This window comes from Steroidobacter gossypii (assembly GCF_016801985.1).
GTDB classification, from domain to species: domain Bacteria; phylum Pseudomonadota; class Gammaproteobacteria; order Steroidobacterales; family Steroidobacteraceae; genus Steroidobacter; species Steroidobacter gossypii.
In genome coordinates, this window is record NZ_JAEVLS010000001.1 from 997,378 (window position 1) to 1,012,072 (window position 14,695).

Below are 14,695 nucleotides of genomic sequence, written 5' to 3' on the forward strand. Positions count from 1 at the left end.
CTCCGATCGCCGTTGCGCGCGCCACTCGACCTGGCGCTTTACAAACTTGGCGTTACCGCACGACCTTCGAATACACGTTCGAGTTCGCGCTCTCGGTGCCGTTGTTGGTGTAAGCGCGCACCGTGAAGTAGTACGTGCCCGGCGCCAGATTGTTGATCGTGTAGTTGGTCACGCTCGGGTTCGCCACCTGGATGGTGCTCGTCATGGCGCTGGCCGAAGTGCCGTACGCGATGCGATAACCGGCCAGATTGGTCAGCGTGCTGCCGTCGGTGTTCGAAGTCGGAGCAGTCCAGCTCAGCACCGCACCGCTGCTCGACGCGTCGACCACGCTGATCGAGAAGGCCGGCAGCGAAGTGGTGACGCGACCGTCGCTCACACGAATCGTGATGTTGCTGTACGTGCCCGCTTGCGATGCCGTCGGCGTGCCGGACAACTGACCGGTGCTGGTGTTGAAGCTCGCCCAGCTCGGACGATTCGCGATCGAGAACGTCAGCGCGTTGCCATCCGGATCGCTCGCGGTCGGACGGAAGCTATAAGCGCTGCCCACGTTGATGGTGCGAGCCGGCGTGCCGCTGATGACCGGCGCACGATTGGCACTGCTGCCCACGGTGATCGTGAAGGCCGGCAGCGAAGTCGTCGCACGACCGTCGCTCACGCGGATGACGATGTTGCTGAAGGTGCCCGTCGCAGTCGGCGTGCCGCTCAAGCGACCCGTCGAAGTGCTGAAGCTCGCCCAACTCGGACGATTGGCGATAGTGAAGCCCAGCGTGTTGCCATCGGCGTCGGCAGCCGAAGGCTGGAAGCTGTAAGCCGTGCCCACGCTGGCCGTGGTGGCCGGCGTGCCGCTGATCGTCGGCGCACGATTCGTCTTGCTGGCAGTGCCAGTCGTGGTGGCAGTGATGCTGAAGGTCGGCAGATAGACGGTGTGCACGCCGTCGGTCACGCGCAGCCGGATGTTGCTCCAGGTGCCCGGCGACTTGGGATAACCCATCAAGCGGCCGCTGTTCGGGCTGACCGCCATCCAGCCCGGCTTGTTGACCACGCTGAACTTCAGCGGACGACCTTCCGGATCGCGGGCGGTCGGCAGGAAGTTATAGCTGGTGTTGGTCTTGATCAGAGTCGGCGGCGTGCCGCTGATCGTGGGGGGCAGATTGGTCTGAGCGGATGCGATACCGGCAAATGACGCGAGCGCCGCGACCGCGGCGAACGAAGCAGAAAAACGCATTGAGCGACTCCAGCAAGCACAGTGTTCCGAGCCAGCTCGCGTCGCGTGGCTACGCGGCGAGCACCTGTGTCTGGCAAGGGAAGCTGGCGTTGCTGAGCCGGCGCTGTGGGCGCGGGCCGCAGGCCCAAGGACTTCACGGTACGATCTATCGATGATCAGATCGCAACGGCGACCCCGCTATCTTCGATGCGGCTGCTGGAGCGGCATCGGAGGACCGGAGGCTTTGCGTCACCGTCTTTCGAACGGCTTTGCCCTTACAGACGGGGCACATTGTGTCGGAGCCCGCGAACTTGACATATCGGGCGAGCCGCCCAACGCGCTTCAGGAAAAGTTGCAACTTCTCGTGAGGAAGTTTCAGCGACGCTTAATGGCGACGCTGAGGAGGTGAGGCAGCAAAGACCTGATGCCCCTGCCAACGCGCTTTGTCTCTAACGAAAACTCAGGTCATTCCGGCAGCGTGAAGCCGTGCTGCCGGATCAGTCGCGTGCAGGCGGCCACCAGATGCTCATCGTAGAGCCGGCCGGCCGCACGGTTGATTTCGTCGATGGCTGCATCCATGCCGGCTGCCGGCCGGTACGGTCGCGGCGAACACATGGCCTCGACGGTGTCGGCGATGGCCAGAATGCGGGCTTCGATCATGATCTCTTCGCCCTTCAATCCCACCGGGTAGCCGCTGCCGTCGAAGCGCTCGTGAGATTGAAAGACGATCTCGGCGACCGGCGCACCGAAATCGATCTCCGCGAGCAGCTGGCAACCCTCTTCGACGTGAGTGCGCATCAACGCGAGCTCCGTCTCCGTCAGAGGCGCCGGCTTGCTGAGAATGGACGCCGGCACGGCGATGTTGCCGATGTCATGTAACAAAGCAGCAACACGCAGGCCGTGCTGGCGCTCACCGTCGAGACCGGCTTCGCGACCGATCGCGACCGCCAGCGCCGCCAGCCGACGTGACGAGCCGGCCGTGTACGGATCGTGCCGTTCGCTCATGCGCACGAACGAATCGATCATGCCTTGCAGGGCTACGTCGGTGCGCTGGAGCGCGCTGAGCGTCACCGCATGCGCGCGCTTCGTATGCAGCACGCGCCAGACGCCGTCAGCCAGCCCGGCGACCGTGCGCTGATCGTCCTCGTTGTAGCTGGTTTCACGATTGCCGACGCCCAGCACCGCGACCACCTCGTCACCGGAAAGCATGGGAACCGCGAGATAACGTGTCAGGTCCGGCAGGCCGTCGTTCTGGGGCTTGCGAGTCATATCGTTGCTCGACATCACATGCTTGCTGCGCACGCAGTCGGTGAACAACGCGGCCCGACCCAGAGGCTGCGGTTCGGAATCGGCCATCACCACTTGCGGCCGGCTGCCGTCGCGCCACGCGGCCAGCGTGATGGTCTTTTGCACCGGATCGACGAAATACAAATAACCGAGCGGGCTGCGCGTGATCTCCATGGCCTGTTCGATCACCCGCCGCACGATGGCGGACTCGTCGAACGTGTCGGCTTGTTTGAACAGATCGACCAGAAAATCCGACTGCCGCTGCAACATGCGCTGCGCGATCAGCTCACGGCGGCGCTGCCCCGTCTCGCGAATCAGCACGATGCTGTCGCGCGCGTTCTCCAGTAGACCGACGCTCACTTCGACATCGAACAGCGAGCCGTCCCTGCGGCGATGCTTGGTCTCATAGCGACCGCCACCGCGCACGCGACCGAGCTGCAGCCGCATGGTGGTCTCGCCGGAGCTTTGATCTTCGATGTCGGCTGCGTTCATCCGCAGCAGTTCTTCCTTGCTGTAGCCGGACATGCGGCAATAAGCCGCATTCACATCCAGGATCTGGCCGTCGCCGCCGAGCAGCCAAGAACCGTCCGCGACGGCGTCGAGAATCGCGGCGCCGCTGTTGGCCTGCTCCTGCAGTTGGCGCTCGAGCTCCAGCCGCTGCGTGAGATCGAAGGCGGACACCAGATCGGCATTGCGACCGTCGAACTCGATCTGCCGGGTCGCGATGGATAGCGCCAGAATGCCGCCATCCTTGCGCCGGTGCTGTTTCACTTGCGGATCGACGCCCGCATCGGTCACTTCGAACGCCGATGCCTTGAGGGCGAGAAACTCGGCGCGCGAGTAGCCATACATCGCTAGCGCCGCATCGTTGACTGCGATGAAGCCGCCAGTGGCGTGATCGGCGATCCACATGGGCAGCGGATTGCTTTCGAACACGCGGCGGAAACGCGCCTCGCCATCGGCCAGACGCCGATTGACCGCTTCGAGCTCGCTGACTTGCGACCGCAGTCGCGAGTGAGCTTGCATGGCGCGCTCCACGGCTTCGGCCTGCGCCTCCGCCTGAGCTTGCGCATGCTGAACTTTCTGCTCGGCTTCGAGCTGCGCGCGTTCAGCTCGCTGAATCGCTTCGGCCTGCTCGCGCTGAGCTTTTTCCAGCGCCTCGGCCTGGGCGGCCTGAGCCCGCTGCATGCGCTCCAACGCCTCGGCCTGCGCTGCTTGCAGCTTCTGCGCTTTTTCCAACGCTTCAGCTTGCGCCGCCTGCTGGCGTTGCGCGGCCTGCGCTTTCTCCAGCGCGTCGGCCTGGGATTTTTCGAGCACGGCGAAGCGTTGCATCGCCGCCGTGTCGAGCATGTTCATCGGACGGGTGTTGCCGCTCGCGCCGTTGCCATGACCGTTGCCGAGGCCGCCATTGGCGTTCACGGTGGGGCGCGCGCCGTTCATATGACCTGGCGGCAATAACTCATCGAGCGCGCTCAGCAGCTTTTCCGGCGGCGTGGAGCGGGCGAGGAAACGTTCGGCGCCGAGCTCCAGCGCGAACCGTTCATATTTGGGATCGTCGTGACGTCGCGTGTAGAACACGAAAGGAATGCTCTGCAGGCGCTCGTCCTGTTTCCATTTGCGGCACAGGGCGAAGCCGTCCATGCGCGGCAGGACGATATCGGAAACGATTGCCTGCGGCGGCTCGCGACGCGCGACGTCCAGGGCTGCGAGCCCGTTCGCGGACTTCAATACACGATGACCGCGACCCGACAGCAATGTCTCGAGCGCGATTTGCTCGGATTCGCGCTCGAATGCGATCAGGATGACACCCATGCCAGCCTCTGAAAATAACGACCCTGCGGAGCCACCGAAGTATGCCCGGCGGCGGCCTGGGAGGCACGATTAGGGGGATCCCGCAACCGCAAAGAGAGACGCAGTCGACATTCTCACGGTCCGGCGCGATTGATGCGCGTCCAGTATTGCCCGAGCTGCGAGACCTGGTCGGTGAACTGTTTGAAATCCACCGGCTTCACGATGTAACTATTGGCGTGCGCCTCGTAGCTGCGCGCCATGTCCGACTCCTGATCCGAGGAGCTCATGATCACCACGGGCGTGGAGCGGGTCTTCGGATCCGCCTTGATCTGCGCCAGCACGTCCAGCCCGTCGATCTTCGGCATGTGCAGATCGAGCAGCATCAGCTTGGGATTGCCTGACAGCCGCTGTGCGTACACGCCCTGACGAAACACGTAGTGCAGCGCCGCCTCGCCATCCTGAACCCACACCACCTGCTGGGATACGCCGCCGATCTCCAGCGCGCGAATGGTGAGTTCCGCGTCGGTGGGATTATCGTCGGCGAGCAGAATGTACCCGGTGTGGCTCATGAGGCAGCTCCGATGCGCATGCCTCGTGCCAGGGCGATGATGAATCCGTATTCCCGCGCCACTTCGCGCATGTGCTCGTATCTCCCCGACTTGCCACCGTGGCCGGCTTCCAGATTGACGTGCAGCAACAGCGGTCGGCCGCCGGTGTCGTGCTGGCGCAGCTTCGCCACCCACTTGGCCGGCTCGTAGTACTGCACCTGGCTGTCCCACAATCCGGTGGTCACCAGCATGGCCGGATAGGGTTGGCGGCGGATATTGTCGTAAGGCGAATAGGAAAGCATATAAGCGTAGGCAGCGGCTTCGTTCGGATTGCCCCACTCGTCATACTCGAGTGTGGTCAACGGGATGCTCGTGTCGAGCATGGTGGTGACGATGTCGACGAACGGCACGTGCGCCACCAGCGCGGCGTAACGATCTGGCGCGACGTTGGCGATGACGCCCATCAACAGCCCGCCGGCGCTGCCACCCGCGGCGAACACTTTATCGCGTGCGCAGTAGCCGCGCGCTACCAGATGATCGGTCACGTCGACAAAATCGTTGAAGGTGTTCCATTTGTGCTCGAGGCGGCCCGCGTCGTACCAGCGTCGGCCCATTTCCTGGCCGCCGCGAATATGCGCCATCGCATATACGAAGCCGCGATCGAGCAGCGACAGGCGCGACGTGCTGAAAGCCGGCTCCATGCTCAAGCCATACGAGCCATAGCCGTATTGATACAAAGGCGCGGTGCCGTTCAGCGGCGTGCCCTTGCGATACACGATCGAAACCGGGATGCGTTCGCCATCGCGCGCTGGCGCCCAGATGAACTCGCTGACGTAGTTGGCGGGATCGAACTCGCCGAGCACCGGATCGCGCTTCAATAGCACTCGCGAGCCGTTGGTGAGATCGTATTCGTAGGTGGTGCCGGGCGTGGTGAGCGACGTATAGATGTAGCGCAGCCGCGTGGTGTCCAGTTCAGGATTCGAGCCCAGCGCCATGGTGTAGGTCGGATCGTCGGCGGTCAGATGGAACGGCGCTTCACCCCAGCGCTGCACGCGAATGTTCATCAAGCCGTGCGAACGCTCGCTCACCGCGATGAAGCTGCGAAATATCTCGAAGTCCTGAATGAACACTTCCGGATCGTGAGACACCACGTCGCGCCAGCGGCTGCGGTCGGCGGCATGCGCGATTGGCGCTTCGACGATGCGGAAGTTCAGCGCGCCCCAGTTGGTGCGAATCAGGAAGCGATCATCGAGATGATCGAGCTGGTATTCATGATCTTCTTCGCGCGGCACGACTACTTTGAAATCGAAGCTGGCGTCGTCGGTGCGCGCGTAACGCCACTCCGAGGAGGTCGTGCTCTCCGAGGCGATCAGCAGGTATCGTTCCGACTTGCTGCGCTCGACGCTCAGATCGAAGCTTTCATCCGGCTCTTCATAGACGATGGGATCCTCGCCGACGCTGCCGAGCTCGTGCCGGCGCACACGCCGGCCCAGCAACGTGACCGGATCCTTCTCTACATAGAGCAGTGTGCGATTGTCGTCGGCCCAGGCGATGCCGCCGTCGACGTTCTCGATCACGTCCGGCAACAGCGTGCCTGTCACGAGATCCTTGACTCTGAGCCGATACTGCCGGCGTCCCACCGTGTCTTCGGTGTAGGCGAGCAGCCGATTGTCGGGGCTGACTTCGTAGCCGCCCAATTGGAAGAACGGCAAACCGGAGGCGAGCGCGTTGCCGTCGAGCAGGATGTCGTCCTCGGTTTCGATGCGATCGACATACGCCTGGCCGCCGTGCGCGGCGTCCGCCCGACGCACCACGATGGGATATTCCTGGCCGGTGGCGTAACGAATGGAATACCAGTAGCCGCGATAGCGCACCGGCACGGTGGCGTCGTCCTGCTTCAACCTGGCGACGATTTCGTTGTACAGCTCGTCGATCAGCGGCTGCACCGGCGCCAGCATCGCGTCGGTGTATTCATTTTCGGCTTGCAGGTAGCCGAGCACTTCCGGATCGCTGCGCGTGTCGTCGCGCAGCCAGTAATAAACGTCGTCGCGGACGCCATTGGGAGAGGCGACGCGATGAGCTCGCATCGGTGCTAGAGGCGGTTTGAACACGATGGCGAATGCGAACGTAACTGAATGAAAAACCGGTTAGCTGAACGGATCGTGCAGCGCCGGACCCCGGCTGGCAACTGTGGTCCTCATCCAAACCCTTATTTGCGCCCCGAAACACGGTTCGTAGCCACATGCCAACAACTTTGCCGCTGGCAGGTGGCGAGCAAAGGGGTAGGATCACGCCGGCCAGCCGCCAGAAACCGATGGTAATGAACATCGTAGCGACCGTGGGTGCGTCGGTCGGCAGGCAACAACGGATTCACTACAGGGTGATTTGCTGAACCCCGCGTGGCAATTTTGCGCGGCAGTTCACGCGAGCGAGCCGGAAAAGACAGATACAGTTCTCAGCTCTCCGATCTTGCATAAGTAGTATTACGCGACAAGCATGAAAACCCCCAGGAGGGGTCTATGGCCAACGCGCAGCACAGTCGTTCCACCGGACACGGACACACTCAGGACGAGGTCAATTTGGAGATCGACGATTCGCAGAGCATGCGGCAGCTCGAGGAAGGGCACCAGCCGCCGATCCTGGTGCTGAGCCGCGATCCGAACCTGGTGGAAACGGTCAAAAAGGCCGCCCCGCGAGGCGTGCCCGTGGCGTTCGCGCCAGACCTGGACCACGTGGCTGAACGTCTGTCGACACTCAAGCCCGGCGTGCTGGTCGCGGACACCGCGAGCACCTCCGACGTTGCGTCGATGGCCGCACAGCTGACTCAGCATTTCCCTGAATTGGTGGTGGTGGTTGCCGGCAAGCGTGAAGAAAATGCGCAGCTGATGCAGCTGACGGCCACCGGCCGCATCTTCCGATTCCTGCTCACGCCGCTGTCGCACGGCGCGACGCGCCTGTCGCTGGAAGCAGCGGTCAAACAACACCTGGATCTCGCAGCCGCGGGTCAGCGCCTGAGCACGGGCGGCGCCACCGGCGAGGGCGGTTCCAAGAATTACGTGATGACTTACGGCGCCCTGGCAGCCGGCCTGCTGGTGGTCATCGGCGGCATCTGGTTCGGCGTCAGTCAATTCACGGCCGAGCCGGAAGTGCCGCCCGCGGTGAATCTGCCAACCGCGCCCGGTGCGCAGCAGCCCAGCGGCGTGGCGGAGCGTCCCGATCCGGTGAAAGCCGAGCTGGCGCTGGCCAAGGAAGCGTTCAATCAGAACAAGTTCCTCGAGCCGCAGGGCGAGAGCGCGCTGGATCTGTATCGAAGCGCGCTGGCGCTGGATCCGAACAGTCAGGAAGCGAAGGACGGTATTCGGTCCGTGGTCGAGAAGATTCTCGAGCGCGCCGAAGCCGCGCTGCTCGCAGAACGTTTGGAAGAAGCCATTCGCACGATCGAAACGGCGCGCGACATCGACTCGACCCATCCGCGTCTGGCGTTCCTGGATACACAGGTCGCGCGCGAGCGTGAACGTTTGCAACTGAACCAGGCGCAGGAAGTGGGCAACCGCGTGCGTCAGCTGGTCAGCGCCGCGAACGATCGCATGGCCAACGGCCGACTGCTCACGCCGAGAAACGGCAACGCGCAGGATGCGCTGCTGGAAGCGCGTCGCCTCGATCCGACCAATCCCGTGGTGCTGTCGACCATCCGTGAGCTGAGCAATCAGCTGACGGAAGAAGCGCGCAAGTCGCTCGCTGCCGGCAACCTGGATCAGGCCGCGACATACATCCAAGGCGCACGTGAGATGGGCTCGGCAGGCAGCGCGCTCGCCGCAGTCGAACGCGCACTGGCCGAAGCCACTCGCACCGCTTCCGCCAGCTCCGGCGGCGCGGGCGCGGGCCCGGCGGTGGCACCCAGCAGCGCTCCGCAATCCGCGGGGGCGCGCCGTCCGGCCACGAATACACCGGCCGCGCCGCAGGCGGGCTCGGGTCCGAACATCGATGGCATGGTCGCCGAAGTTCGTCAGCGTCTCGGCGAGGGCAAGCTCATCGATCCGCCGGGCGCCAGCGCTCGCGATTCGCTGGTGGCGCTGCGCACGGCTGCGCCGAATCGTGCGGAAGTGGAAGAGCTGTCGCGCACCTTGTCGACGCGTCTGCTCGACTCGGGCCGTCAGGCCATGAACGCCAAGGCGTTCGATCGTTCTGCGCAGCTGATCGCTGCAGCCCGGGACGTTGGCGCGCGCTATAACGGCGCTGCCATCACGCAAGCCGAGAACGAGCTGGCCGCGGCTCGCGACGCGAACAGCCAGCAGACCAACATCGTCTCCGCCGCTTCGCTGAAGCGGGTGCGCATGGTGTCGCCGGTGTATCCGGACGCCGCGCGCAAGCGTGGCATCGAAGGTTGGGTGGAGCTGGCGTTTACCGTGCAGACCAACGGCACGGTCAACGATGTTGAAGTTCGCAACGCCAGCCCCGCCGACGTGTTCGAGGATGCCGCGGTTCGCGCCGTGCGTCAGTGGCGCTTCGAGCCGGTGGAAAAGAACGGCGAAGTGGTCGAGCAACGCGCCATGGTGCGACTGAAGTTCTCGCAGCAGAACGGCGGCTAAGCCACACGGCTTGTATGTAACGAAGGCGGCCCGCTCGGGCCGCCTTTTTTATTGGCGTCGTTGACGCTACCCTGCGCGTCCTTTTTCGCGGTGAATACCGCCCGCCGCCGCATCATGGACGCGCCCCCGCCATCGATCGCCTCGTCTTCATCACTGCCTGCGCAACGGCTGGATGCGGCCGGGCGCGCGCGTGTGGATGTGCGAGCCATCATCGCGCTGGCCGTTCCGTTCGCGGCCAACAGCTCCATTCAAGCCATCCTGAACCTCACCGACACCTGGTTCATCGGGCGCATCTCGACCAGCGCGCTGGCGGCCATCGCCGCGATCCACTGGCCAGTGATCGCGTGCATCGCGCTGTTCGGTGGCGTCGGTCTCGCGGGCCAGACTCTGGTGGCGCAATCGTTCGGCGGGCGCCGACTCAAGCGCGCGTCGCAAGCGGGCTGGATGTCGGCGTGGGCGGCGCTGGTAGTGGTGCCGGTGTTCTGGTTCATCGCCATGAACGGCAATGCACTGCTAAACCCATTTGGCTTGGCTCCCGACGTGCAGTCGCTCGCGGTGCAGTTCTGGGAGCCGCGCATGATGGGCGCGCCGCTGGGCGTCGCGCTGTGGGGCATGGTCGGGTTCTTCAACGGCATCGGCCGGCCCAAGATTTCATTCATGGTGGAGGCGCTGGTCTGCCTCAGCAACGCCGTGTTCGCGCCGTTGTTCATTTTCAAGCTGGACCTGGGCATTGCCGGCGCGGCGTGGGCGACGAACTGCGCGCAGGGGCTCGGCTTGCTCGTGGCTGTGGGCATCTTCATCAGCCCCAGGCTCAATCGAATGTTTCATTCGCGCCTGATGTGGCGGCCGCGCGTCAGCAAACTCGGCGCGCAGCTGAAGCTGGGGCTGCCGATGGGCATGCTGATCGCAGCCGACGTGCTCGGCTTCGCGATGTTTCAATTGATGCAGGTTCATCTCGGCACGGTCGATGGCGCCGCGACTCAGATCGTGATGATGCTGACCTCGATTTCGTTCATGCCTGCGATCGGCATCGCCATGGCGGGCACCACGCTCGTCGGTCAGTCCATCGGCATGGGCGATCGCGCCTGGGCGCGCCGCATCGGCAACAGCATCATCGTGATGTGCATGACGTACATGGGCTCGATCGGCTTGCTGCTGGGATTGACTGCACCGTGGCTGATTCCGACGTTTGTCGCCGACAACGATCCTCAAGCATTGGCCGTCATCCAGCTGGGCGCCACGCTCATGTGGGTGGCCGCCGCTTATCAGCTGTTCGACGGACTGAACTTCGCGTGCTCTTTCAGCCTGCGCGGCGCGGGCGATGCGACGGTGCCGGCGATCTGCGTTCTGTTGCTGTCGTGGCTGATCTTCGTGCCTCTCGCGCACGCACTGTCGTTCGAGCCCGGCCGCGGGTGGGTCGATGGCCTGCCACAGTTCGGACTGGGCGCGCTCGGCGGCTGGCTCGCCGCGCTCACCTACATCATCCTGATCTCATTCGTGCTGCTGCTACGCTGGCGCTCTCGCGCATGGGAACGCATTCGCCTTCGCTGAGCCTGCGGCGTCATCAGCGTCTTCCGCCGCTGCACAGCTGACCGCCTCGTAACCCCGCATCGCCAAATCGGATGCTATGGTTGCGCACCGATCCGGGAAGGTGCACGCAGTGAACGATATTCCCTCCGATTCCAACGACGGCGCGATTCGAATCTGGGATTGGCCGGTGCGCTTGACGCACTGGCTGTTCGTCCTCTGTATCGCAGTCTCCTGGTGGAGCGCCGAGGAGCACCAGATGGAGTGGCATCGCTACAGCGGCTACACGCTGCTCGGGCTGCTGATCTTCCGCATCTACTGGGGCTTCACCGGCAGCTCCAGCGCCCGCTTCTCACATTTCCTGCGTGGCCCGAGCGGCGTCATCGCCTACCTTCGCGAGTCGCGCGAGGCGCATCGTGATGCCGGACACAACCCGCTCGGCGGCTGGAGCGTGGCGATCATGCTCGTTCTCATGCTGTCGCAAGTGTCGATCGGCTTGTTCGTGAGCGACGTCGACGGCATCGAGTCCGGCCCGCTGTCGCATCTGGTGAGCTTCGAGACCAGTCGCACTCTGGCCGACATCCACGAGGTCGTGTTCAACGTGATCCTCGCCTTCATCGGCCTGCACATCGCCGCGATTTTGTTTTATCTGTTGGCGAAGCGGGACAACCTGATCGTCGCCATGCTCACCGGTCAGCGCCGGGATGCACGCATCAGGCCCATGCGGCCGGTGCCGGCGTGGCGAATTCTGCCGGGCATCGTGCTCGCAACCGGCGTGGTGTGGTGGGTGGCAGCTTGAACTGAAAAGGGGCGATCGATGGATCGCCCCTTTTCTCGGCTGGCGACAAAATCACTTCACCAGGCGGAGCGGCGCGCGGTCGGCCCGCACCTGCCGCCGATCACGATGGAAGCCGAGTTCCGGCCGGTACTGGAGCGCTTCGATGCGGCGTTGCAGCTCGGCGGCGCGCTCGGGATCTGGAGTGACTCGCGGACGCATCGGCAGGGCATCGGACTGTTTCAATCTGAAAAGCATGGTGTTCCTCCCGGTAGCCTTCCAATCGCGGCGGTGTAACGCACGACAGCGCGCGGTGGATCCACTGACAACGCTAGAAAAACGTATGTAGTGGCCGGGATTGATTTATTTCCACTGATTGGCGGTGGCGGCGAAATTATTGTTCTGTGGCCGCACTATACAGAATCGCTGGCCTGTAGGTGCTTCCATCACGATCCACGTGTGCACTTTCTCGATTCGTTTGGCGCCGAGCGCCTCGAGCCGCCGCGCCTCCGCCTCGATATCGTCAGTCTCGATGTCGAGGTGCACCCGGCTCTCGTGTTGCACGCTCTGCACCTCGATGTGCAGGCCGAGCTCCCCGCTCTCCAGGCAGCGATAGATGGGGCTGGTTTCCTGCTCCTTCGGGCGCAGCTCGTAACCCAGCGCGGCGGACCAGAACTGCGCGGCCTGTTCCAGATCGTCGGTCTTGCAATCGATGATGAAGCCAGCGAGACGACTGCGATGCATGTTCTCTCCTTTCGAGCTCAGGCTCGAGCTCGCTCAGGCGTTCGGGTTGATGCCCTGACGGGCCGTATCCATGGCCGAGAGAATATCTTTCGCCTCGTGACTGGAGAATATGTCAGCGAGTGACGCGGATACCTTGCGTTGCCAGTTGGCGTGCTCGGTGTCGGTGCCCGGCACGTTCACCGGATCGGTCATGCCGATCAGATCCTCGATCTGCAACAGCGCGATATTGGCGCTCGACAAACCGATGAACGCGTGCACCGCGCGCGACAATGCGGCTGAATAAGGCGGCAGCGGATCGCCCTCGTTCCAATGCCACAGGCCGGCGGCGACCAACGCTCGCAACAGATTCACACGATCTCTGATGCGTGCATCGTGGGCTTGTTGGCGCAGCTCATCGGTCGGATACAAATCGAGCTGCGCACGCAATGTCACATCGCTGCCATCCCACCAGCCGCGCAGCGTCGGCAGATCGTGCGTGGTCACTACCGCCATCGAGTGCTGCACATACTCGTCCGGGCGCTTGAAAGAACCATCGGGGTGCTGTTCGAAGATCAGCACTTTGTAGTGATACAGGCGATAGTGCTCCATCGCCTCGGTCATCGCTTCGGGCACGGTGCCCAGATCTTCGCCGATCACGATGCAATGATTGCGCTGGCTTTCCAGCGCCAGAATCGCCATCAGGTCGGCCAATGGATAGTGCACATAGGTGCCGTCCTTGGACAGCATGCCACGCGGCACCCACCACAAGCGATACAACGTCATCACGTGATCGAAGCGCAGCGCCGCCACGTAACGCATCATGTTTCGCACCAACCCGACGAATGGCTGATACTGCTGGGTCCGCAGCTCGTTCGGATCTTGCGGCGGAATGCCCCAGTCCTGTCCTTTCAATGCCAGCGCATCGGGCGGCGCGCCCACCGATGCGCCTTGCAAATACAAGTGACGATTCGACCACGTCTCCGAACCCGCGGGGTTCGCGCCGACGGCCACGTCACCATACAAACCGACAGCCATTCCCGCCTCGCGCGCGGCGCTCTGCGCATTGGCCAATTGCTCTGCTGCGAGCCATTGCAGGTATTCGAAATATTCGACGTCTTCTACACGCTCGCGCGTGAAGCGTTGCACCGTCGACGAGGTGGGATCGCGATATTCCTCGGGCCAGCTCGGCCAACCCCAATACTGCGGGCCTTGTAAACGGAAGTGTCCGTCGAGCGCATCATAGGTCGCGTGCAGACGCAACGCGTCGCCCTGGATCTCCTGGAATTGTCTGAAGGCCGCGGCGCGGGGCGTGTTGCGAGCGAGATGCCGCTCTCGAAAGCTCGCGTACAACAGCGACAGGATTTCGAACTTGGCCGCGGCCACTCGCACGTAATCGACATTCCTGGTCGCGCGCAACTCTTTCAGCAGCGCCTGGAATTGCGGTTCCGCCACGCGCTTGCGCGCCAGCTCGCACTCGGCGAAATCCGGCACTTCCTCGACCGCGATGTACAACACGTTGAGGAACTGTCGATTCGACGGACTGTACGGGCTAATGTGCGCCGGATTGGCCGGCATCAACGCATGCAGCGGATTCAGTCCGATGATGCCGCAGCCGAGCGGCCCGGCCAGACCCACGAGCTGACGCAGATCGCGGAAATCTCCAATGCCCCAGTTGTCATCGGCGCGCAGCGAATATAGCTGCACGGCGATGCCCCAGAGGCGTTTCCCTTGAGCAATCGCCGGCGCTTCGAAACATTGCTCGGGCGTGACCACCACGCGCACCGTGCCCTGCAAACCGGTGTCGAGCGCGAACGATGCTGTGTGATAGCCCATCGGCAACGCGGGCAGCGACACCGCCAGTCGCCGATAGGAACGATTGTCGATTTGCGCTTCTTCGAGCTTTTGCAGCTTGGACAGCTGCGCGGTGCCGGAGCGCGGTTCGCCGCTCTCCAGCTGCACATTCCAATCGACCCTCTTGGCCGCGAGATCAACCGGCACGGCGATGGAAACGGCAATCGGCTGGCCTTCGGCGGCGACCACCGCCGGCGGCACGAAGCCGGTCCAACGGCGCGTCTGGTATTGATGAATGGCGTCTTCGGCGGCAGCGTCGTCCGCCGCTTCGATGCCCAGCGCAGACAGAATGGCGGTCTGCGATGCGACCGACACTTCCTTGGGCCGGCCGCGAAAGTCTAAATAGGAATCCGCGATTCCGTGCAACTGGGCGAGTTGGCGGATCGGGTTGTCCATCTAT

Annotated in this window: 10 protein-coding genes and 1 riboswitch; of the genes, 3 read left to right on the top strand and 7 right to left on the bottom strand. The window is 63.5% G+C overall.

Features of this window, described 5'->3' with window-relative positions; all coding sequences use genetic code 11:
- Nucleotides 1–52 precede the first annotated feature (52 nt).
- The 4 genes from JM946_RS04340 to JM946_RS04355 all read right to left on the bottom strand — a co-directional run bounded on the left by JM946_RS04340 (nucleotide 53) and on the right by JM946_RS04355 (nucleotide 6,917).
- Entirely contained in the window at nucleotides 53–1,225 is a 1,173-nt protein-coding gene (locus JM946_RS04340) for a putative Ig domain-containing protein (RefSeq protein WP_203165906.1), read from the bottom strand.
- A 164-nt stretch (nucleotides 1,226–1,389) separates the two neighbouring features.
- Nucleotides 1,390–1,488, bottom strand: a riboswitch (cyclic di-GMP riboswitch).
- A 181-nt stretch (nucleotides 1,489–1,669) separates the two neighbouring features.
- Nucleotides 1,670–4,303 (bottom strand): HD domain-containing phosphohydrolase, encoded by a 2,634-nt coding sequence (locus JM946_RS04345; protein ID WP_203165907.1) that lies wholly within the window; start codon nucleotides 4,301–4,303, stop codon nucleotides 1,670–1,672.
- 113 nt (nucleotides 4,304–4,416) lie between these two features.
- On the bottom strand, nucleotides 4,417–4,851 hold the full coding sequence (locus JM946_RS04350; RefSeq protein WP_203165908.1) for a response regulator: 435 nt from the start codon (nucleotides 4,849–4,851) through the stop codon (nucleotides 4,417–4,419).
- Nucleotides 4,848–6,917 (bottom strand): S9 family peptidase, encoded by a 2,070-nt coding sequence (locus tag JM946_RS04355; protein ID WP_203165909.1) that lies wholly within the window; start codon nucleotides 6,915–6,917, stop codon nucleotides 4,848–4,850. The genes JM946_RS04350 and JM946_RS04355 overlap by 4 nt, the downstream gene beginning before the upstream one ends.
- 432 nt (nucleotides 6,918–7,349) lie before the next feature.
- Here JM946_RS04355 and JM946_RS04360 point away from each other — a divergent pair, with 432 nt between their 5' ends.
- The 3 genes from JM946_RS04360 to JM946_RS04370 all read left to right on the top strand — a co-directional run bounded on the left by JM946_RS04360 (nucleotide 7,350) and on the right by JM946_RS04370 (nucleotide 11,745).
- The gene (locus JM946_RS04360) at nucleotides 7,350–9,419 is read left to right on the top strand and encodes an energy transducer TonB (RefSeq protein WP_203165910.1); all 2,070 of its coding nucleotides are present in this window, start codon (nucleotides 7,350–7,352) and stop codon (nucleotides 9,417–9,419) included.
- A 114-nt stretch (nucleotides 9,420–9,533) separates the two neighbouring features.
- The gene (locus JM946_RS04365) at nucleotides 9,534–10,970 is read left to right on the top strand and encodes an MATE family efflux transporter (protein WP_203165911.1); all 1,437 of its coding nucleotides are present in this window, start codon (nucleotides 9,534–9,536) and stop codon (nucleotides 10,968–10,970) included.
- A gap of 109 nt (nucleotides 10,971–11,079) precedes the next feature.
- Complete coding sequence (locus JM946_RS04370; RefSeq protein ID WP_203165912.1) at nucleotides 11,080–11,745, top strand: cytochrome b/b6 domain-containing protein; 666 nt, start codon at nucleotides 11,080–11,082, stop codon at nucleotides 11,743–11,745.
- 51 nt (nucleotides 11,746–11,796) lie between these two features.
- Here JM946_RS04370 and JM946_RS04375 read toward each other — a convergent pair whose 3' ends face one another.
- The 3 genes from JM946_RS04375 to malQ form a co-directional block, all read right to left on the bottom strand.
- The gene (locus tag JM946_RS04375; RefSeq protein ID WP_203165913.1) at nucleotides 11,797–11,979 is read right to left on the bottom strand and encodes a hypothetical protein; all 183 of its coding nucleotides are present in this window, start codon (nucleotides 11,977–11,979) and stop codon (nucleotides 11,797–11,799) included.
- A gap of 105 nt (nucleotides 11,980–12,084) precedes the next feature.
- A complete protein-coding gene (locus tag JM946_RS04380) occupies nucleotides 12,085–12,465 on the bottom strand; it encodes a VOC family protein (protein WP_203165914.1) in 381 nt (126 codons plus the stop codon).
- A gap of 33 nt (nucleotides 12,466–12,498) precedes the next feature.
- Nucleotides 12,499–14,691, bottom strand: a complete 2,193-nt coding sequence (malQ, locus tag JM946_RS04385; protein WP_203165915.1) for a 4-alpha-glucanotransferase — start codon at nucleotides 14,689–14,691, stop codon at nucleotides 12,499–12,501.
- Between the last annotated feature and the right edge of the window lie 4 nt (nucleotides 14,692–14,695).

Bases quoted from the DNA above. Each gene is read 5' to 3' on its own strand.
- JM946_RS04375 (WP_203165913.1), bottom strand. From the start codon at position 11,979: ATGCTTTTCAGATTGAAACAGTCCGATGCCCTGCCGATGCGTCCGCGA.
- JM946_RS04345 (WP_203165907.1), bottom strand. From the start codon at position 4,303: ATGGGTGTCATCCTGATCGCATTCGAGCGCGAATCCGAGCAAATCGCG.
- JM946_RS04360 (WP_203165910.1), top strand. From the start codon at position 7,350: ATGGCCAACGCGCAGCACAGTCGTTCCACCGGACACGGACACACTCAG.
- JM946_RS04365 (WP_203165911.1), top strand. From the start codon at position 9,534: ATGGACGCGCCCCCGCCATCGATCGCCTCGTCTTCATCACTGCCTGCG.
- JM946_RS04355 (WP_203165909.1), bottom strand. From the start codon at position 6,917: ATGCGAGCTCATCGCGTCGCCTCTCCCAATGGCGTCCGCGACGACGTT.
- JM946_RS04380 (WP_203165914.1), bottom strand. From the start codon at position 12,465: ATGCATCGCAGTCGTCTCGCTGGCTTCATCATCGATTGCAAGACCGAC.
- JM946_RS04350 (WP_203165908.1), bottom strand. From the start codon at position 4,851: ATGAGCCACACCGGGTACATTCTGCTCGCCGACGATAATCCCACCGAC.
- JM946_RS04340 (WP_203165906.1), bottom strand. From the start codon at position 1,225: ATGCGTTTTTCTGCTTCGTTCGCCGCGGTCGCGGCGCTCGCGTCATTT.
- malQ (WP_203165915.1), bottom strand. From the start codon at position 14,691: ATGGACAACCCGATCCGCCAACTCGCCCAGTTGCACGGAATCGCGGAT.